At 39.8% G+C, this 20,638-nt stretch carries 20 protein-coding genes; 6 read left to right on the top strand and 14 right to left on the bottom strand.

Features of this window, described 5'->3' with window-relative positions; translation table 11 throughout:
• Window positions 1-120: 120 nt before the first annotated feature.
• From cobA to A33Q_RS00935, 13 genes are all read right to left on the bottom strand, one after another.
• Window positions 121-903 carry a uroporphyrinogen-III C-methyltransferase gene (gene cobA, locus A33Q_RS00995; RefSeq protein WP_009035144.1) on the bottom strand — a complete coding sequence of 261 codons (783 nt, stop codon included), beginning with the start codon at window positions 901-903 and terminating at the stop codon, window positions 121-123.
• Window positions 900-3,002: a HEPN domain-containing protein gene (locus A33Q_RS00990; protein ID WP_009035143.1), complete on the bottom strand. Its 2,103-nt coding sequence runs from the start codon at window positions 3,000-3,002 to the stop codon at window positions 900-902. Before A33Q_RS00990 ends, cobA begins: the two co-directional genes overlap by 4 nt.
• 174 nt (window positions 3,003-3,176) lie before the next feature.
• Window positions 3,177-4,433 carry a sulfate adenylyltransferase subunit 1 gene (locus A33Q_RS00985; protein ID WP_009035142.1) on the bottom strand — a complete coding sequence of 419 codons (1,257 nt, stop codon included), beginning with the start codon at window positions 4,431-4,433 and terminating at the stop codon, window positions 3,177-3,179.
• A gap of 290 nt (window positions 4,434-4,723) precedes the next feature.
• Complete coding sequence (gene cysD, locus A33Q_RS00980) at window positions 4,724-5,623, bottom strand: sulfate adenylyltransferase subunit CysD (RefSeq protein WP_009035141.1); 900 nt, start codon at window positions 5,621-5,623, stop codon at window positions 4,724-4,726.
• Between the two features lie 420 nt (window positions 5,624-6,043).
• Window positions 6,044-6,748 carry a phosphoadenylyl-sulfate reductase gene (locus A33Q_RS00975; protein ID WP_016254457.1) on the bottom strand — a complete coding sequence of 235 codons (705 nt, stop codon included), beginning with the start codon at window positions 6,746-6,748 and terminating at the stop codon, window positions 6,044-6,046.
• Window positions 6,723-6,995 carry a DUF2061 domain-containing protein gene (locus tag A33Q_RS00970; protein WP_009035139.1) on the bottom strand — a complete coding sequence of 91 codons (273 nt, stop codon included), beginning with the start codon at window positions 6,993-6,995 and terminating at the stop codon, window positions 6,723-6,725. The genes A33Q_RS00975 and A33Q_RS00970 overlap by 26 nt, the downstream gene beginning before the upstream one ends.
• A gap of 73 nt (window positions 6,996-7,068) precedes the next feature.
• Entirely contained in the window at window positions 7,069-7,485 is a 417-nt protein-coding gene (locus A33Q_RS00965) for an RrF2 family transcriptional regulator (RefSeq protein ID WP_009035138.1), read from the bottom strand.
• Between the two features lie 52 nt (window positions 7,486-7,537).
• The gene (locus A33Q_RS00960; protein ID WP_040489607.1) at window positions 7,538-8,578 is read right to left on the bottom strand and encodes a hypothetical protein; all 1,041 of its coding nucleotides are present in this window, start codon (window positions 8,576-8,578) and stop codon (window positions 7,538-7,540) included.
• A gap of 10 nt (window positions 8,579-8,588) precedes the next feature.
• Window positions 8,589-8,978: a hypothetical protein gene (locus tag A33Q_RS22045; RefSeq protein WP_009035136.1), complete on the bottom strand. Its 390-nt coding sequence runs from the start codon at window positions 8,976-8,978 to the stop codon at window positions 8,589-8,591.
• Window positions 8,975-10,132 carry a DUF4221 family protein gene (locus tag A33Q_RS00950; protein WP_009035135.1) on the bottom strand — a complete coding sequence of 386 codons (1,158 nt, stop codon included), beginning with the start codon at window positions 10,130-10,132 and terminating at the stop codon, window positions 8,975-8,977. Before A33Q_RS00950 ends, A33Q_RS22045 begins: the two co-directional genes overlap by 4 nt.
• A gap of 44 nt (window positions 10,133-10,176) precedes the next feature.
• Complete coding sequence (locus tag A33Q_RS00945; RefSeq protein WP_009035134.1) at window positions 10,177-10,389, bottom strand: hypothetical protein; 213 nt, start codon at window positions 10,387-10,389, stop codon at window positions 10,177-10,179.
• A 400-nt stretch (window positions 10,390-10,789) separates the two neighbouring features.
• Window positions 10,790-12,673: a molecular chaperone HtpG gene (htpG, locus tag A33Q_RS00940; protein ID WP_009035133.1), complete on the bottom strand. Its 1,884-nt coding sequence runs from the start codon at window positions 12,671-12,673 to the stop codon at window positions 10,790-10,792.
• A gap of 449 nt (window positions 12,674-13,122) precedes the next feature.
• Entirely contained in the window at window positions 13,123-13,482 is a 360-nt protein-coding gene (locus A33Q_RS00935) for a DUF2200 domain-containing protein (protein ID WP_009035132.1), read from the bottom strand.
• A 535-nt stretch (window positions 13,483-14,017) separates the two neighbouring features.
• Between A33Q_RS00935 and A33Q_RS00930 the strand changes: the two genes are divergently transcribed.
• From A33Q_RS00930 to A33Q_RS00905, 6 genes are all read left to right on the top strand, one after another.
• Complete coding sequence (locus tag A33Q_RS00930; RefSeq protein ID WP_009035131.1) at window positions 14,018-14,683, top strand: heme exporter protein CcmB; 666 nt, start codon at window positions 14,018-14,020, stop codon at window positions 14,681-14,683.
• A 132-nt stretch (window positions 14,684-14,815) separates the two neighbouring features.
• Complete coding sequence (gene ccsA, locus A33Q_RS00925; RefSeq protein ID WP_040489604.1) at window positions 14,816-15,496, top strand: cytochrome c biogenesis protein CcsA; 681 nt, start codon at window positions 14,816-14,818, stop codon at window positions 15,494-15,496.
• Window positions 15,497-15,514: 18 nt separating this feature from the next.
• Window positions 15,515-15,763: a CcmD family protein gene (locus tag A33Q_RS00920; RefSeq protein WP_009035129.1), complete on the top strand. Its 249-nt coding sequence runs from the start codon at window positions 15,515-15,517 to the stop codon at window positions 15,761-15,763.
• Between the two features lie 57 nt (window positions 15,764-15,820).
• A complete protein-coding gene (locus tag A33Q_RS00915; RefSeq protein WP_009035128.1) occupies window positions 15,821-16,237 on the top strand; it encodes a cytochrome c maturation protein CcmE domain-containing protein in 417 nt (138 codons plus the stop codon).
• 25 nt (window positions 16,238-16,262) lie between these two features.
• On the top strand, window positions 16,263-18,791 hold the full coding sequence (gene ccsA / locus A33Q_RS00910) for a cytochrome c biogenesis protein CcsA (protein ID WP_009035127.1): 2,529 nt from the start codon (window positions 16,263-16,265) through the stop codon (window positions 18,789-18,791).
• 90 nt (window positions 18,792-18,881) lie between these two features.
• A complete protein-coding gene (locus A33Q_RS00905) occupies window positions 18,882-19,658 on the top strand; it encodes a Rossmann-like and DUF2520 domain-containing protein (RefSeq protein WP_009035126.1) in 777 nt (258 codons plus the stop codon).
• Window positions 19,659-19,712: 54 nt separating this feature from the next.
• Here A33Q_RS00905 and A33Q_RS00900 read toward each other — a convergent pair whose 3' ends face one another.
• Complete coding sequence (locus tag A33Q_RS00900) at window positions 19,713-20,564, bottom strand: pirin family protein (protein WP_009035125.1); 852 nt, start codon at window positions 20,562-20,564, stop codon at window positions 19,713-19,715.
• Between the last annotated feature and the right edge of the window lie 74 nt (window positions 20,565-20,638).

Here is a 20,638-nt window from a genome sequence, read left to right as displayed (position 1 = left end):
ATCGCTCCGCTCTCGGGACTTCCGCTAAATCTCCAGTTTCTATCTTATTTCACGAAGTATATTTCTACTTTATTTCACCAAAGGTATATTTCAACTTTATTTCGCGAAGCATATTTTAAATTACCTTACCTGCTTTAATTCAACTCCAACTACTTCATTGTAAACCTCCTTTAGACGATAACTTTCCCTTACCACTTCTCCAATAATAATGATGGCTGGGGCGGCAATCTGGGAGAGGCGGGCTTTTTCTTCAATATCGGAGATGGTACCTGCCACCAATTTTTCTTCCTTGGTAGTTCCACTTTGGATGATGGCAATGGGCATGGATATCCTGCCTTCTTGCTGATAGCAAGCGACAATTTCCGATAGTTTTCTGGTACCCATCAATATCACAACTGTAGCGGTAGACTTGGCAGCAAGTGCTATGTCTCTGGAAATTTCTCCCGAAGTAGTGGTACCGGTGATCACCCAGAAACTCTCCGAGCTGCCTCTTTTAGTTACGGGAATTCCTACTGCCGCAGGAACAGAAATGGCAGAAGTGATACCCGGAACCACCTCTGTTGGGATGCCAAAGGCTTCGATATAATCAATCTCTTCTGCCCCTCTACCAAATACAAAAGGGTCTCCACCTTTGAGCCTGACTACATGGCCATGCTTGAGCGCATGCTCCACACAGAGCCTGTTTGTTTCATCTTGAGGACAGCTGTGTTTGCCCACTCTTTTGCCTACAAATACCTTGATGGCGTTATGCGGGGCATGTTTGAGCAAGGATTTATCTATCAGCGCATCATAGAGCACTACATCAGCCTTGTTGAGCGCAAGGATTGCCTTGAGGGTAATCAGCTCTGGATCACCAGGTCCTGCACCGACTAGGGTTACTTTTGGTTTTGTACGGTTTATCATGCTGTCACCTCCTTTTCTCTAAATGCACTGATTGCTTCAAATACCCCAGCGGCTTGTTCGTAATAAGTTTTCGCAAATTCCTGCGAAGGTTCTTCTTGCTGGATCTGATAGACTATCTCAGCAAAAGGCTTCCCTAGCTCTATTTTGTCAGTTTCGGTGAAGGTTTCATCAAAAAGCTTGATGATGTTTGCGTAGGAATTGGTGCTTTTGCCTTCGCTGAGCAAGATGGCCTTAGCCGCATTGACCAAAGCAGCATAAGTGTGGTATATACTATCCGACCACCTGGCTTCTTTGTAGGCTTCTTCCGAAAGTTCCAATTTCTCTCTTGCTTCTAATAATAAGGTAGCCACCAAATCGATCACCACACCGGCACATTCTCCTACGCCAACTGCTACTTTATAGGCATCTTCATTGCCCCAGTCGACTTGGTCAGCTTCGGTCAGCGTGGCGGTGTCGGTCAGGACTTTCAGGATATCGTAGAAATAAATCTGCCCTTTGCGGTCATAGTAGTCAAGGAAGCTCTCGGATTTTTCCCCAAAAGTTTCGAAGTCTTTGATCAGAATTCTCAAAGCTTCAGGCCCTCTTTTGCTCGGTATTTTGATCACCTTATCTGCAAATCTTCCATTCCCGTTGCCCAATGTTCCTCCTCCAAGCAATACCTGAAGTGCAGGAAACACTGTTTTGCCCACCTTCATGGACATTCCCTGAAAGCCTATGTGTGCCATGTTGTGTTGCCCACAGGCATTCATACAACCTGAGATTTTAATGGTCAGATCAGTTTTTTTCAGGTATTGTGGGTATTCATTAAGAATCACTTTCTCCAACTCTCTCGCAATTCCGGTGCTGCTGGCAATACCAAGGTTACAGGTATCTGTACCAGGGCATGCGGTGATATCACCAAATGTATTGTAACCCGCATCTGAAAGACCGATTTTCTGTAGTTCCTGATAGAAAAAAGGAACAGCTTCCTCTTGTACATCACGGATCAGGATGTTTTGACGCAGGGTAAATCTGATTTCGTTATTGGCGTATTTTTGCACCAATTCGGCCAACTGTCTTGCCTGCTTGGTGCTGAAATCCCCCAAAAGCACCTTCACACCTATAGATACAAAACCTTTTTGCTTTTGAGGAAATACATTGGTCAACTTCCACTGTTCGTAAGCCAATGACAATGGTGCCTCAACTGCAGGCACGACAGGTCTAGCCTGGGTAATGGTAGATTCGTAAGTCTTGTAATCTATAGGATATTTTTGATAAGGTAGTGCATTTTTTTCTTCATCTACCAACCTCATAAATTCCTCCAAACCGATATCATTGAGCAAAAATTTCATTCTTGCTTTCATCCTCCTGGCACGCTCACCATGTCGGTCAAATATCCTCAAGACCCCTTCAATGAAAGGAATCAGTTCATCTGTTGGCAAAAACTCTTGGATCAAGTCCGCATGCCTTGGCTGAGAACCTAAGCCTCCTCCAAGAAGGACTTTGAAACCTCTTATAGATTGTCCATCGATATTTTTCAGTTGGGGGATAAAACCTAAATCATGTAGGTAAGTCAAGGCAGTATCCTCCTCAGAAGCAGAAAAAGCCATTTTGAACTTTCTGCCCATTTCCTGGCAAATTGGATTTCTCAAAAAGTATTGGAAAGTAGCCTCAGCATAGGGAGTTACATCAAATGGCTCCTTAGGATCCACTCCAGCGGTCTCAGAAGCTGTCACATTGCGGACAGTGTTTCCACATGCCTCTCGTATGGTCACATCATCTTTTTCCAGCTCCGCCCAGAGCTGAGGTGTTTCATCCAGACTGACATAGTGGATCTGAATATCCTGTCGCGTGGTAATATGGAGCTTACCCGTGGAGTATTTCTCAGAAACTTCACAGATTCTTACCAATTGCTCACCTGTGGATTTTCCATAGGGCAATTTGATTCTGATCATTTGTACTCCCGGCTGACGCTGGCCGTAGATTCCACGGGCCAGACGGAGGCTCCTGAATTTTTCCTCGTCGATTTTCCCATCCCTGAAAAGTTTGATCTTCTTTTCCAGTTCAATGATGTCCTTTTGGACGATAGGGTTTTCTATTTCAGTTCTGAAGCTTTCCATTTTTATTTATTCTCTATAGGTTTAGTAGGTTAAATTTTTGTACGAAGTACCAAGTACGATGTACAATGAATCTGGGAATTTGTATTCTACTTTCGAATTTTTAAAGCCAACTTAAATCTTCAAAGGTTTGGACGGCTGTTGTCTTGGTACTTCGTACTTTGTACATGGTACACTTTACATTTCAATAAACCCAACACTCACCGTATCATAGCTGCCTTCATCAATCAGGATAAAGCTGCCATTGGCTTTATTGACGGTGTAGGCATCAAAGTGTATCGGCTTGCTCAGTCTGAAATTGACTTTCCCGATGTCATTGAGTCCCAGTTGGTCGCTTGCTTCTTCTCCTGAGAAGTCTGTATGCACTTTTGAGGAGATGCTTTCCACTTTGGCCAAAACCCTGTTTACACCATGTTGCAGGGTGTACTTTTGCCCGACTCTTAACGGCTTATTGTTCACTTGACAGATGGTGGCAGAGATATTTTTCTCTGAATGGGGCACCTCACTTGATTTGACCAACATATCTCCTCTTGATATATTGACTTCATCTTCCAAGGTAATGGTAATGGAAGACCCTGGAGTGGCTTCTGTATACTCTTGATCAAAAAACTGAATGGACTTGATCTTGGAGGTAGTGAATGAAGGCAGGATAGTGACATCATCACCCACTTTAAGGTTTCCACCATAAAGCTTACCTGCAAATCCTCTGAAATCGTGAAATGCTTCTGTCTTTGGCCTTACAACATACTGAACCGGAAAACGCGCCAATGAACTTTGTTGCAAATCTTCTGGCTCCAATACCTCCAAATGATCCAGTAATGTATTGCCTACATACCAAGGCATCAGGTCAGATTTTTTGGCAATATTTTCACCTTTTAGTGCCGAGATTGGGATAAAAGTGATCTGCTCAGATTTGAAGTCACTTTTTTCTACCAATGCCTCGAAGTCTTCACGGATTTTCAGGAATACGTCTTCGTCATAGTCTACCAAATCCATTTTGTTGATGGCTACCACCACATGGCCCATCCTGAGTAGATTGCTGATGAAAAAGTGCCTATTGGTCTGTTCGATCACGCCTTTTCTGGCATCGATCAGGATTATGGCTACCTGTGAGGTAGAGGCTCCTGTGACCATGTTTCTGGTGTATTCGACATGACCAGGAGTATCTGCTACGATGAAGTTTGTCTTTTCGGTATTGAAATAGATATGGGCCACATCAATGGTGATCCCTTGTTCGCGTTCTGCAACAAGACCATCGGTAGCCAAGGAAAAATCCAGGTAATCAAATCCACGTTGCTTGCTGGTCTTCTCAATGGCCTCCAATTTGTCTGTGGTCAGAGATTTGGTATCATAGAGCAGGCGGCCGATCAGGGTGCTTTTCCCATCATCCACCGAACCGGCTGTTGCTATTTTGATTAGTTTTCTATTTTCCATTTGTTAAGATTTTAGATGTGAGACATTAGACTTAAGACTTTGTCAAATCATCACTTTCAATATATTTTTTGCCACAAAGGCGCAAAGACACTAAGATCAGTCTGAAGACTGTGGGTATTTTGCTTCAAGACTTTAGTCTTAAACCAAGTGATTTTCGTTTCACGCTATTGATTCTCGCAAAGACACAAAGGTTTTTCAGAAAGAGCTTCAAATGTTTTGATGGATGCTAAATTCTTAAATTTTATATCGCCGAAGGCAAATATCCATTTATATCGCGTAGCGTATATCATTTAAAAATACCCCACCTTCTTCCTTTTCTCCATTGCAGCTTCAGAGCGTTTGTCGTCAATTCTGGCACCTCTTTCGGAGATGGTGGAGGCCCTTATTTCTTCGACTACGGCTTCCAAACTGGTGGCTTCGGAAAGGACGGCTGCTGTACAAGTCATGTCTCCCACGGTTCTGAAACGCACCATTTTTTCTTCTACTTGCTCGTGTTCTTCTCTGAAAACATGTTCGTTGGCTGTCCAGATCATGCCATCCCTGAAGAAAACTTCACGCTTATGGGCAAAGTAGATAGAAGGAATCTGGATATTTTCTGTTTTGATATATTCCCAAACATCAAGTTCAGTCCAGTTGGAAATAGGGAAAACACGCACATTTTGTCCCTGCTCTATTTTGCCATTAAGCATGTCAAACAGTTCAGGTCTTTGGTTCTTTTCATCCCACTGTCCGAAGTCATCCCGCACGGAAAAAACACGCTCTTTGGCACGGGCTTTTTCTTCATCCCTCCTCGCGCCGCCTATACAGGCATCAAACTTGAATTCTTCAATGGCATCCAACAAAGTGGTCGTCTGAAGAGTATTTCGGCTGGCATATCTTCCCCTCTCTTCCGTCACTTTCCCCTGATCTATGGAATCTTGTACATTCCTCACGATCAGTTCAAGACCCAATTCAGCTACCAATTGATCACGAAACTCTATCGTTTCCGGGAAATTGTGCCCTGTGTCAATATGCAGGAGTGGAAAAGGAATTCTTGCTGGGTAAAATGCCTTTTGGGCCAGTCTCACCAAAGTAATCGAGTCCTTACCTCCAGAAAAAAGCAGGACAGGTTTTTCAAACTGTGCTGCCACCTCCCTCAAGATATGGATGGACTCGGCTTCCTTTGGATTGGGTATGAATAGGTTTGACATAACTATTTTTGATTTACGATTTTTGATTTACGCAGTCAGCGCAATCAGTATGTATTTCTCTTTTCTTAGATCTCTCCTGCGTCGAGATGACAAGGCGAAGCTGGAATATATCTTGATGCTGAAATTGTTAACTTCAATGTTTTAACTGATTCAAAATTGTTGCTTTTGTGTTCCTGAATCCTGTTTTTTGATCTCGGAACAGGACTTTGGTTCTTATCTCTTTTTTCTCGCCTCTCGCTTTTGGAGGAGCACCCTTCACCCATTATCACCTTTTCATCCTTCCTCCCTCATCCTTCATCCTTTTTCAATCACCCCTTCCCAAATTTAGAATATCGAACATCGAATAATGAATTTCGACCTTGATTGATGGTTTCCCTATATCGCCGAAGGCATATATCTATTTGTATCGCGAAGCATATATCATTTTATATGCAACCCACATTCCTTCTTTGACTCTTCCCACCACCATCTGCCGGCTCTTGGATCCTCGCCTTCGCTGATGGCTCGGGTACATGGGGCGCAGCCTATGCTGATAAAGCCTTTGTCGTGGAGCGGGTTGTAAGGAATATTGTTTTCATTGATATAGGCGATCAACTGATCGTAAGTCCAATCGAGTAAGGGGTTGAATTTGATGATCTGATTGGCTTCGTCCCATTCGATTTTTTTCATATCAGCCCGGTTTGGGCTTTGCTCGGCACGAAGGCCAGTTACCCAGACACTGTTACCAGCAAGTGCTCTTTTCAGAGGCTCTACTTTACGTACAAAGCAGCAGGACTTTCTATTTTCCACCGAATCATAGAATCCATTGATGCCGATATCGGCCACCAACTTCTCTACAGAGGTCCTTTCAGGGTAAAGCACTTCAATTCTTTTTTTGTACTTACTTTCAGTCCTAGCGATCAAGTCCAAAGTTTCCGGAAACAAGCGACCTGTATCCAAAGAAAAGATGTGGATATCAAGTAGGTTCTCCGCGATCAACTGCGTGATGACCTGATCTTCTTGTCCCAGTGAAGTAGAGAAGACTACTTTTCCGGGGAAAAGATCCGAAAGCAGTGCCAAGCCATCAGACGGACTTAGACTATCCAGCTTTTCGCCAAGACTATGCAAATTCGTTTTTAGGCTCATCTTTTTTGATTTTGGTTGCTCCTTCCCAAGCACGCTCGTGCAGGTAATACAAGGCGATTTTGGTGACTACCTCTATTGACCCAATGGAAAGGGCCATGACCAATTGGCCAGTGACGAAAAAGGAAATCACCATGGTATCGAGTGTACCGACTATTCTCCAAGATATGGATTTGAGAAAGCTCTTGATGTTAGAATCTTGGCCTTTGCTGTTTACAAACCACTTTTTGATAGGTTGGTCTAGGATCATATACTTTTCCAGTTTCAGAATAACAAAAGTATATAAAACCTATAAAAAAGATAGGGTAATTAGGGAAAAAATTTTATTCTTTATCTAAAATATCTGCTAACGTCTTATTTTCCAGAACTTTAAGCATTTCGTCCCGTACTTGGATCATGACCTTATTTAGCCCACATGCTGCTTCGGACTTGCACTCTATGCAGGGTTCGTAGTAGTTGAGGCTCACACAGGGAAGTAGTGCTATGGGACCGTCCAGCAGCCTGATGACTTTGGAGAGGGCTACATCTTTGGGGGCTTTGATCAGGTAATAGCCACCCCCTTTTCCCTTTTTACTCCCCAGGATCCCGGCTTTTTTCAACTCCAAAAGTATGTTTTCCAAAAACTTATGGGAAATCCCATATTCCTCAGAAATGTCCTGAATCAAAACCGTCTTCTGATCACGGTGCTTGCCCAAATAAGTCAGGGCATGAAAAGCATACTTGGTTTTTTTGGATAGCATGGTTACAAAAATAGGGGAATTATCGGGATAGCAAATAATGAGGGTGGAGTAACTATTTAAGGTTGGAACAAAAAAGCTTGAAGTCCATAATTTCAAAAACAACGCTTTTATCCTTGAAATTCGTGATCAGAACAAGGCCTTCGTCATTGATATTGATTTGATCCATTCCTTTTAACCGAAAAAAATCCAATTCAGAGTTTCTATTTCTAAGAAGAAAAAATGGTTCTATTGGCCCATTGGCTTTCCCATTAGGATTCAAATTCATTAAAACCCATAAATCTTCCGGTTCACCTACCACTTTTATTATTCTAGCCCCTAGTTCCTCAAACCCAATCTGAAACCATTTTTCAAAATGGTCTCTCCCTTCTCCAAAAATAATATTTGGTTCTTTTGGCATATTGAAATCATAAACTCTATTCCCCTTAATATCAAACATGGAAATACCCTTCCATTCATAATCGAATAAAATTACTTTTCCCTCAGTTGATTTAGAAACCATAAAACTCCTAATCCCAGGTACAAAATTTCCTCTAAAGCCAGATTTGATTTCTTTAGTATTAACGTATAAATCGAAAGATTCAAAATCGCCTGAAATCCCTGAAATCACGAATAATTTTTTATGACCAGTTTCGTCATTTGTTATAATATCCCTAAAATTTAAATAAAACAACTCTTCTTTAGATGGCAAATCAATGGCTTCATAACCTCCTCCCTTTAAGCTAAACCTTTTCAACTTATCATCAGCCAAATAAAGGGCATAAACTTCAGACTCATGAAGAAAAAAATCAGTGACCATTCCTCCTTTGTACTCAATAGGTCTTCCCTGATGATCTTGAACAACATTTCCAAGATCTATGATCTCTATTACATTTCCCAAAGAATCCACTCCTACAGTCTTAGAAAAATTGGTGTTAAACCATAGTTGATTCTTCGTCCAAAAGTGGTTACCAATGTAAAGGTATTCCGAATAAACCCTTGGATCGTCAATTTCAATAGTTAAAGATTTTAATTCAAAATCATGGAATTGGAAAGGTTCTTGACTGCAAGAAAGCGACAAGCACATGTAAATTGAAATCCAGATCGAGGTTTTCATGATGCACTAATTAAAACCCAACAATTAAGGAATCAATTGATCCATCCTTTTTTTGACTATAAACTGTAGGCATAACGTTTGACAAATTTAGTTGCTTTGATAGATTTTCTTGGTCATAAACAACTTTTGGGTGATATACATCCAAAAATGCTTTTGCTTTTTTTGAATTTTTTGAGATTAAAACTACTACTCCAGAATCCAAAAAATGATTGGCGTAATCATAATAAACAACTGTACAAGAAGGACATCCATAAAGGTTGATAAACAAAATATTATCCTCATGGATATCTAATTTTCTTGAAAATTCTTTAAACCTCTCTTCTATTTTAGAATTTTTTCGGTTACAGGATACGTTGAAAAACATAAAAATAATTAAAATTCGAATGTAGTAAATCTTCATGGCTCAAGATTAAAAACATGTAAAACCAGTTGATCCTCATTTATGTCTTCATCAAAGTAATTGTTTTTCATAAGGATAATTCCTTTTTCACTAACAAAAAAATTGAATGGAGAATAAGATTTTGATGGAAAAAGAACTTCTTTTTTAAAGTTAAAATCTTTATCAAATACAATTATAGAAAACTGTTGCTCGTCAATGTATGGGATAAATGTTTTATTTTTTGGATCCTCAAGAGGGTGAGTGACCATTCGATAATATAATTTCCTGTAAGGATCAAAAATGATTTGTCGATATCGAAACTGTCCCAAAACCAATTCATTTTGCTCTGCTTGATTTGGTGGCGTGTTAAAAGGTTTTTGTTTTGCAGAGAAAAAACTGCTCTTTGCAGGTATTTTTTTTGTTTGCCGATTACTTTTATCAACTACAATAAGGGAGTCCAAAATCGGCCAAGAGATTAAATAAATTGAATCTGAGATAAAATCTCTGGAAAATACCAAATCATAGACAGGCCATATTTTGTCCCAATATACCTCAGGATAAGTGATGGTTGAATCATAATGAATTTGATCCATACTCAAACTGTATTCCAGTGATAATGGAAATTTTCCATTTATATTCGAGGGATTATGAATATCAAAAAGTGGGAATTGCATAAAATGAAGTCGGTCTCCAAATAATTTTGTGGAATTTCCTACTGTAGAAACATGATTTACTAACCCATAATGTTCTGATTCATCAAGAACTGGACTTAATCTTTTAACGAATTCCCCATTTTCATTGATCATAATACTCCCTCTTACGCTTCCTTTAAGGTAAATAAAAATGGAATCTGGCGAAGCATAAGTGAAACCTTGCATAACTGAATTTATTCCTTCTGGTCCTTCAGTAAGGAATTTTATCCTTTTCGCAAGATTTCCATCAGCTAGAGAGTATTTGTCCACCGAATTAGTAATTGGATTTAAAGCTACCAGAAATTCTTCTTTGCCGTTGCTGAAATATTGTGAGTATATAAATTCATTTGAGGTAGAATCATCAAGGACAAGATTGATCTCTTCCACAAAGTGAAACATATAGTCGTCATTTAATTCTTCAATGGGCCGGGTACATGAATGAAGAATAAGTGCCAGTAAGATTAAATTTCTACAAAAAGCCATATTTTTATAAAATTAGCCCTTGGATATCCAAGGGCAATTTAGGATTACTGCATTGGAATAGGAATTACACATCCTCCACATCCCATACAGGCTCCTCCTCCTACATGTGCGGAAAGCACGGCTAACCCAGCTCCATTTGGATTAGGAATTACATATTCGCCACCTGTATTTGGATCAATACATGCGGAATTTGAAGTAAATGATACTGATAAAGCAAGCAAAAACGAGCTTAGAAATAAGAATACATACTTTTTCATTAGTTTGAAATTTACAAGTTGAAAATTGGTTAAAATACAATATGAATTAAAAATTGCCGACAAAAACTAATTCTCCTATAAGGAAAAAAAACGACTTAGTTGTCAAGTTTTAAACTAAAAATATTTTTAATTTCTTTGTAACCTATTGATTTTCAGTAACAAATATTTCAATATAAAATAAAATCTCTCAATTAAGGCTTTGATAGTCAATTACATAAGCCAGATTATGTTTTCGGTAAAATTTGTGAATGAACGTTTAAATATTGGTAAAGAAAAGTTTTTTTTGTTAGTTGAACATAGAATTATAAATACAAAAAAACCTTCGAGATCATAAAGATCTCAAAGGTTCAAGAGGTAAAACCATCGGGGTCTGAAAAAGACCCCAATGGTTAATGGTATTTTAAATCAACTCCACACTTCTCTTGACAAACTCCGTCAGGTCTTTGCCTTTAAGCAATCCCTGAGACAAAAGAGCCAAATCAAAAGCCTGTTTTGCTAACCTGGTCTGATCTTCTTCTGATTCTGCTTTGAGAACCTTGTCGATCACTGGGTGATTGCCGTTGATGGCTACCTTGTAGTTGTCAGGCATGGCACCATAAAAACTCATGCCTCCACCCATCTGGGCCATATCCTTCATCCTGCGCATAAATTCATCCATGGTCACAGTCACAGGAAGCTCTTCCGGGCTAAGTCCTTCTACTGCCACCGAATAAGTCTGGCTGTTGATGGCCTTTTCGAAGATCTCTTTTACCTTATTGGATTGTTCTTCAGTAAGCAGATTTTCGTAGTTGTCCTCTTTTTGGATCAGTTTGTCTACCACATCGGCATCTACCCTTTTCAGTTGGGTTTTCTCTTCCTTGGTCTCCAGGTGTTGGATAAAGTGGCTATCGATTGGCGAATCCATCAACAACACATCATAATCCTTTTTGCCAGCTGACTGTATGAAAGCGTCCTGCTTGTCAGCATCAGTGGCATAGAGATAAATGGTGTTGCCCTCTTTGTCAGTCTGAATGGCGGAAACTTTCTCCTTGTATTCAGGTAAAGTGAAAAGTTCTCCTTTGGTATTTTTCAGCAAAGTAAAGTCCTTTCCTTTCTCAGCAAACTTATCTTCACTGATCATACCGTATTTCACAAAGAGTCCTATATCATTCCACTTCTCTTCATAGACTTTTCTGCCCTTTTTGAAGAGTTCACCCAGCTTATCTGCTACCTTTTTGGTAATGTAATTGTTGATTTTCTTCACATTACCGTCCGCCTGCAAGAAACTTCTGGATACATTGAGCGGAATATCAGGAGAGTCGATTACCCCATGCAACAGCATCAAGAATTCAGGCACGATATCTTTTACCTCATCGGTAATAAATACCTGACGACTGAAAAGTTTGATTTTATTTTTCTGAAATTCGAAGTCATTTTTCACCTTCGGGAAATAAAGTACTCCTGTCAGGTTGAAAGGATAATCCACATTGAGGTGAATCCAGAAAAGCGGATCTTCACTCATCGGATACAATTCTTTGTAGAAAGCAAGGTAATCTTCATCCTTCAGGTCGCTTGGAGATTTGGTCCAGATCGGGGAAGTGGTGTTGATGATGTTGTCCACTTCCACAGACTTCCATTTCTTCTCTCCTTTGTCGTCCACACCGTCCTCAACGCTTTCTGTTTTTGTCCCAAATTTGATGGGCACAGGAAGGAATTTGGCATATTTGTCCAGAATGCCCTGCAATTTCCACTTGTCCAAAAACTCCTCAGAATCTTCATTGATGTGGAGGGTGATTTCAGTGCCTCTCTCTTTTCTGTCTCCTTCACTGATTTCAAATTCAGTGCTTCCATCGCAAGTCCATCTGGCAGGCTCAGCACCTTCTTGGTATGAGAGGGTGTTGATCTCCACTGTTTTGGCCACCATAAAGGCTGAATAAAACCCAAGTCCAAACTTACCGATGATTTCATTGGCATCTTTGGCATCCTTGAATTTCTCCACAAACTCTGTAGCTCCTGAGAAAGCGATCTGGTTGATGTATTTTTTGATTTCTTCGGCAGTCATCCCAAGACCCTTGTCGGTAATGGTGATGGTCTTTTTGTCTTTGTCGAAAGCTACCTCAATAGTGGTATCGCCTAGTTCTCCACTGTACTGCCCCAACTGTGCCAGTCTTTTTATTTTTTGGGTGGCATCTACTGCATTGGAGACCAGTTCTCGGAGAAAAATCTCATGGTCAGAGTATAAAAACTTCTTGATGATCGGGAAAATATTCTCGGTATGTATCGAGATGGTACCTTTTTCCTGCATAGCTATATTGAATTTTAATTATGGATAAACATTTTGACAATGCAGCATTATCAATGCCCGTTCCAAAGGATAAAAAATGTCAATTTGGCAGATTAAAAAGATTTTGATTGATATTGACTTCGTGATATTAACCTTTGGCGATATTTGATATTAATGGAAATATGGTAGAAACTGGAGCTTTAGCGGAAGTCCCGAGAGCGGAGCAATTCGGGACATACTTCGTGAAATATGCCTACGGCGAAATAAAATTGAAATATGCTACACGAAATATAATGAGTGAAATAAGATAGAAATATCGCTTCACTAAAATAGGATAGAAACTGGATTTTCAGCATGAGTCCTGAAAGCATAGCGATCGGAATATGGCTTAGCCTTCAATTTCGCCCAAATATTTCTACTTTATTTCTAACGTATTTCAACTGTATATCTACTATATTTCTACCATTTTATCACCTCAATATCTTCTCCATCTTCTTCCCTTTCGCCAATTCATCGACAAGCTTGTCAAGATAACGGACTTGCTTGGTAAGAGGGTTGTCGATTTCCTGGATTTTGTAGCCACAGATGGTTCCGGTGATCATTTCCGCATTTGGGTGGAGCTTTGCTTTGGCAAAAAACTCTTCAAATGTTACCTTCTTATCAATCAGGTCCTGAATCTGTCCATCATCAAAACCTGTCAGCCAAGTGATCACTTCATGAAGTTCTTCTTTGGTTCTGCCTTTGCGCTCTACCTTGGTGACGTAGTGGGGGTAAACTGAAGCAAAGGTCATTTTTGCCATTCTTTCATTGTGTTCTGGAGTAGGAATCATCGATTTATCTTTTTTGGTTTGCAAAACTAAAATAACTCTTAAAAATTGGAAATATGATCGAAACATACCTGCGGTGAAATACGGCTTCGCCGAAATACTTCTACTGTATATCCCGAATCGCTAAAGCTCTCGAGATCTCCTCATTACTCTGATTTCCATCATATTCCAAAAATACACCGAAACCCTTCTCTCCCAAGTCTTCTGCAAAAACTACAGTAATCAATATCCGAGAATATCCATCAGTATCCAAATATCCCTAACCTCTAATCCACCACGCAGAGAACTGGACTTTTATTTCCATTATATTTCTACTGTATTTCTACCATATTTCAATAATATCACCACCAAAGGAATTTCTGCCAAACTGAAGTAATCTATATCCACGAATATCCATCAGTATCCACAAAAATCATTAACCTCTAAATCACCCCCCATAGAACTGGACATTTATTTCCATTATATTTCTACTGTATTTCCACCTTATTTCTACTCATTTCCATTTTTCAAACCTTAACTTTGTCCCTCAAGTAGATCTATGTTCAAACAAGTCCATACCCTAATTCTGAAAGAACTCACTCTGGAGTGGAGACAAAAATATGCGCTCAATGGAATTTTACTGTATGTCGTTTCTGCTGTTTTTATAACTTATCTCAGTGTAGGGGCCAAACAAGGTAATATTGCTGTAACCACTTGGAATGCTTTGTATTGGATCATTATTCTCTTTTCGGCAGTCAATGCAGTAGCAAAAAGCTTCGTTCAGGAACATCAGGGAAGACAGCTTTACTATTATATGATTGCTTCACCTGAAGCAATCATTGTTTCCAAAATCATTTATAATTCATTTTTGACATTGGTGTTGGCGCTGTTGGGGTACTTGGTTTTCAGTATAATTTTAGGAAACCCCGTACAAGATCAAGGATTGTTTGTTTTGAATTTGCTGCTGGGCGCCTTAGGATTTTCTGCCTGCCTGACCATGGTCAGCGGCATTGCCTCCAAAGCGAGTAACAATGCCACGCTGATGGCGATCTTAAGTTTTCCTGTCATTATTCCTATACTGCTTATGGCCATCCGCGTTTCCAAAAATGCACTTGATGGTTTGGATTGGACTGTGAGTGTGGATAAAGTCTTGACTCTTTTTGCTATCAACATAATAGTGGCCGTAACAGCTTACATTCTTTTTCCATATCTGTGGAGAAGTTGATGACTTACTTTGATTTAACTTTTTATGCTCCTCCCTGTGCAGAAAGGATGGTTGGTTAACTTACTTCACAAAAAGCACAGGAATCAGGAACTTATGCCTTATTTTTGCGCTTGAATTAGCAAAATCACAATAATGAGAACAAGCTGGTGGAAAATTCTGACAATAGGGTTGCTGCTGTACACACTTATTGCCGGACTCCTCTTAGACGTACCAAGACTCCCCATTCTCAATGAGACGATAAGGGCATTACACTTCCACGTCACGATGTGGTTCGGAATGATTATTATGCTGGTGGTGGCTGTAGTTAACAGTATCAAATACCTGAGAAGCAATGAGCTTAAGCATGATGACATGGCAATAGAATTCACCAATGCTGCTATATTATTTGGTGTCTTGGGAATAGTGACAGGAATGCTTTGGGCCAAGTTTACTTGGGGGGATTATTGGAGTGGTGATCCAAAGCAGAATGCCTCAGCGATAGGCTTGTTGATGTATTTTGCCTATCTGATCTTGAGAAATTCCCTTACAGATGTACACCAGAGAGCTAGGATAGGAGCAGTTTACAATATATTCGCTTTCGCAGCTTTCATTCCATTAATCTTTGTGTTGCCGAGATTGACTGATAGTCTCCATCCTGGCAATGGAGGAAACCCTGGGTTCAATGCTTACGATTTGGATAGCAAATTGAGGATGGTATTTTACCCGGCCATTATCGGATGGACCCTTATTGGGACTTGGCTTGCGACGGTAAGAGTGAGATTGAAGAGGGTAGAGAGAATTGTGGAGGATAAAATGATCAACCAGGTTTCATAACCTAAATCAAAAAATCAAATGAAAAAATGGATTTTCATCTTGCTGATGGCCATTAGTATTCAGGCTACAGCGCAGGAAAAAATAGAAATTACCGAAGAAGATTACACCAACTCCCATGTAGAAATGGCAGATGTTATGCGTTCAGAAGGTAAGATTTACGTTTTGGTAGGAGTCATTGTTATCATATTTGCAGGCATCACTGGCTATGTGGTTAACACAGACCGAAAGGTTTCAAAGCTTGAAAAACTGATTAAGGAAAATCAATGATAAAAGTCATCTAACGATAATTCCATTTTCCCGTAAGGGATATAAAATAACAGAGAAATGAAAAAAGGGCATCTAATAGGATTGGGCATCATAGCTGTAGCGATTGTGATCATCATCACTTCAATAGGTGATGCCAGTACATACGAGAGTTTTCAGACAGCCAAGGCGATGAAATTGAGAGGGGAGGAGAAACCAATTCATGTGGTCGGAGAATTGAAGAAAAGTATGACGGGTATAGTAGAAGGAATTGAGGTCAATCCCGATAAAACTTCTTTTTACTTTGTAATGGTGGATAGTGATGGTACTGAACAAAAGGTATTTTACAATGAACCCGTCCCAGCTGACTTCGCAAGAGCAGAACAAGTGGTAGTCATTGGTGCTTATAAAACTGATGAGTTGTTTGTGGCAGACAAAATCCTTATGAAATGTCCTTCCAAATACCAAGAAACAGAAGTCAGCAATGCTGGCATTTAATCCACTCCATTGATTTTAAGAATTCATGATCAATACCTTTGTAGGTAATCTGGGACACTTTTCGGTCATCTTGGCCTTTGTAAGTGCCTTGGTTTCCGCTTTCGCATATTATCAATACACTACAGTTTCCGAGTTAGAAAAACCAAATTGGAGACGTTTCAGTAGAATTTCTTTCTACATTCATTCTGTAGCTAGTATTTCAATTGCCATATCGCTTTTTGAAATCATATATAGCCACCGTTTTGAGTATTTTTATGCCTACTCTCACTCCAGCAAAGCATTGCCAGTGCATTACATGATATCCAGTTTTTGGGAAGGTCAAGAAGGGGCCTTTATTCTTTGGATTGTGTGGAATGTCGTGTTGGGATTGATCCTAATCCATACCAACAAGTTTTGGGAAGGTCCGGTAATGCTGGTATTTGCATTGGTGCAGGCATTTTTGGTTTCCATGATCTTGGGAGTAGTAATCGGTGATTTGAAAATTGGAAGTTCACCTTTTATTCTTCTGAGAGATGCGGTATCTGCTCCTGTATTTTCTATCAACCCTGAATTTGTTCCGGAGGATGGCACGGGCCTGAATCCTCTTCTTCAGAATATTTGGATGGTCATCCATCCACCTACTTTGTTTTTGGGTTATGCGTCCACTTTGGTGCCTTTCGCTTTCTTAATGGGGGGACTTTGGACCAAAAAATATTCAGAATGGGTAAGACCTGCACTTCCCTGGGCTCAGTTTTCTGCGATGATTTTGGGAATGGGGATAATCATGGGTGCATACTGGGCTTATGTGACACTTAATTTTGGTGGATATTGGAACTGGGACCCTGTAGAAAATGCCGTGTATGTGCCTTGGTTGATTCTAGTGGCTGCTATTCACACGATGATTACTTTTAAGAAAAGCAGTACTGCGCTTAAGTCTTCCATAGTGCTTGTGATAGCCTCTTTCATTCTTGTTCTTTATGCCACATTCTTGGTGAGAAGCGGTGTATTGGGGGACTCATCTGTACACTCCTTTACTGATTTGGGTCTTTCAGGCCAGCTGTTAATTTATATGTTATTTTTCCTTTTCGTTGCCATATTTTTGGCGGCTAAGAATTGGAAGAATATTCCTACTTCAGAAAAAGAGGCTTCGGTTTACTCCAGGGAATTCTGGATCTTCATAGGAGCCACGACTTTGGCCTTAATGGCTTTTCAGGTTATTTTACCTACCTCTATACCTGTATGGAATGCTTTAGTAGAAAGTTTTGGAGGTATCTCCAACATGGCTCCGCCGGCAGATCAGGTTGGTTTCTACACTAAATTCCAATTGTGGTTTGCTGTTGCTTTGGCCCTTTTGACTGCAGTTGGCCAGTTTTTTTGGTGGAATAAAATGGATGGTAAAAAGCTCCGTGAAGCTTTGGCTATGCCTTATGTGGTTTCTGTGATTATTTCAGCAGGAATTATTGTATTGGGCAAAGTATATGATCTGAGTTATATTGTTGTTGTTCTTGCGGGGACATTTACAATAGTAGCTAATGCGACGATTTTATTCAAACTTTTGAAAAAATCCACATTCAAACTTGCAGGAGGCTCTTTGGCTCATATTGGACTCGGGATGATTCTGATCGGTGTGATGTTTTCCTCAGGCTATTCCGAAATCATCTCTTATAATATGTCAGGTTTGACCTATTCCAACAGCTGGGAGGATGAATTGAATAAAGAGCATGTATTGCTGTGGATCAATAAACCTACCCAAATAAAGGATTATACAGCTGTATATAAAGGCAGACAAAAAAAGCTTGAAGGTGTACCGGGATATGTGAGTGTAAACTTACTGGAGCCAACCGGGAATGTCAATGAGGCCATAGCTTTGGATGATATTGTTGTGAGAGGCAGGACATATCATCAGAAGGGGGATAAGGTAGGAATTGTGCTGGAGGAAAATGATTACTTCAGAATTGATTATTTCAAAGATGAAGAGTTTCAGTTTACCCTGAATCCCATGTCTCAATACAATGTGAATATGGGTTTGATTTCTTCACCTGATTCACGAAGATTTGTAAATAAAGACCTATACACATTTGTCTCTGCCCTGAATGATTTTGATGATCCAGAGTGGAGAGACGATGAGTTTTACGAAGTTTCTCCAGGGGAGACTTTCTTTATTGCTGATTTTGTGACCACATTTGAAGGAGGTGAGGTTGTAGAAGAATTGGATGGGATGGTTTTGAAGGAAGGTGATGTGGCTGTAAAGGCAAACCTGGTGATTCAGGATTTTGGAGTTGAAAAAAGACTGCAGCCAATTTTCATTATTAGGGGCAATCAACTTGGTAAAATTCCTGCCATTGACAATGAACTTGGAATTAAAGTGGAGGTTGAGAATATTGTTCCTGAATCCAATAAGTTTTCCTTTAAAGTAAATCGTTATCAGAAAGACTATGTGGTTTTGAAAGCAATTATAAAGCCGCAGATCAACGTGCTATGGGCAGGTACTATCATCATGTTGATAGGATTTTGTGTAGCTATTTACAGAAGGTATGATGAATTCAGTAAAATGAGAGATAAAGGATTGGAGTAATTCCTTTTTATGGAGAGTTAATTAAACCTGTGCTATTTTTGGCATGGGTTTTCTTTTTCCTATTGCTGTTAAATCACTTATATTTCCTGAATGAAATTTAAAATTGCAATCATCGGAACAGGCAATGTAGCCTGGCATTTGGCACCGGCTTTGGAAGAGGCCGGGCATACCATTACCGAGGTATACGGAAGGAGTCCAAAGGCCGTAGCATCTATCACCAACAGACTGTATACAGCTGATGACAAAAGGGATCTTGATTTTTCAGCCTCCAAAGCAGAAATTTTTATTCTGGCAGTTAGTGATGATGCTATTGGATATATTGCAGATGAAGTTATTCTGCCTGACGAGAGTATTTTAGTTCATACCTCCGGCTCAGTTCATCTGGATGTATTAGGATACAGTTCTGCCAGTTATACTGGAATATTTTATCCGCTCCAGACATTTTCCAAAGATAGAAATATAGCTTTTGAAGAAGTACCTTTTTTGCTCGAAAGTGAGGATCAGGCCACCCTTCAAAAATTAAAAAAGCTTGCAAAGACCCTTTCTCATTTACAATATACAATTAAAAGTAAAGACCGGCTAGCACTCCATGTAGCTGCGGTATTTGCAAGTAATTTTTCCAATCACATGCTGAGATTGTCAGAGGATATCATGGCCAGACAAGGGTTGGAATTTGAAATTTTGAAACCTTTGATTATTGAGACAATCAGTAAAAGCCTTGAACTCGGTGCTAGAAACGCCCAAACAGGACCAGCGGTCCGAGAAGATCTGAACACTTTGGATTTACATCATCAATTTTTAAACTATAATGAGCAAATGGCAGAAATTTACAGGTTGATATCCCAAGATATTATTGACTGCAACTAAAAAGGCAGCCTTAAGAAGCTGCCTTTTTTTTGGTAATCCAAGAGTGGACAGGAATCAGTTCCAAGACCCGAATTTGCCATCCTGATAATCTTGATAAGCCTGCATAATTTCCTGCTGGGTGTTCATGACAAAAGGACCTTGGGCTACCATGGGTTCATTAAATGGCTTTGCATGGCCTAAGATGATTACAGCATCTTCTGAGGCCTCAACATGAAGTTTCTCACCGTCATTGTTAAATTCAACAAGGTTTCTAAAAGGAATATTTTCGCCCTGGATTTTTACGGATCCTTTGACAATATAAAAAAACACATTTTCATCTACAGGAATATTCTTTTGCAATTTTGCACCTTTTTGAAGATGAAGCGTACTCATAAAAATCGGCCAAAGTGTTTCAAAAGAGCCCTCTTTTCCTTCCCATTTTCCTGCAATCAATTGGACATGTATTTTTCCTTCATCCAATTCAAAAGAAGTGATTTCCTCTTTTTGAAGTCCGATGTATCTCGGCTTGGTCATCTTAAGCTTAGCAGGCAAGTTGAGCCAAAGCTGCAAAATCTCAAGATCACCACCTTCTTTTTTAAATTTTTCAGATGAAACTTCGGCATGTATCAAGCCACTTCCTGCAGTCATCCACTGTATGCCACCTGCATTGATCACTGATTCATGACCTCCGGAATCCTTGTGCATGATGTCACCCTCAAGAATAAAAGTAACCGTCTCCATTCCCCTGTGAGGATGCGGTCCAAACGGAAGCCCATTGTTGTCTTTGGGATACGTCTGATGCCCGTGATGGTTTAAAAAAATAAATGGGTCAATTTGCCTTAATTTGGGAGATGGCAGAGGATTGTATGTGATCAAATCCGCAATGGGGTGATAAGAAGCCTGGTGTATTGTTTTTATTGTTTTCATAATTTCGATGTATATACATACAATCAAAAATCACCAGTGATTGTTCCCTTTCGGATCAATTCTTTTCGAATTTG

This window comes from Indibacter alkaliphilus LW1, assembly GCF_000295935.2.
Taxonomy (GTDB): Bacteria; Bacteroidota; Bacteroidia; order Cytophagales; family Cyclobacteriaceae; genus Indibacter; species Indibacter alkaliphilus.
This window is presented reverse-complemented; position numbering and strand designations above follow the sequence as displayed.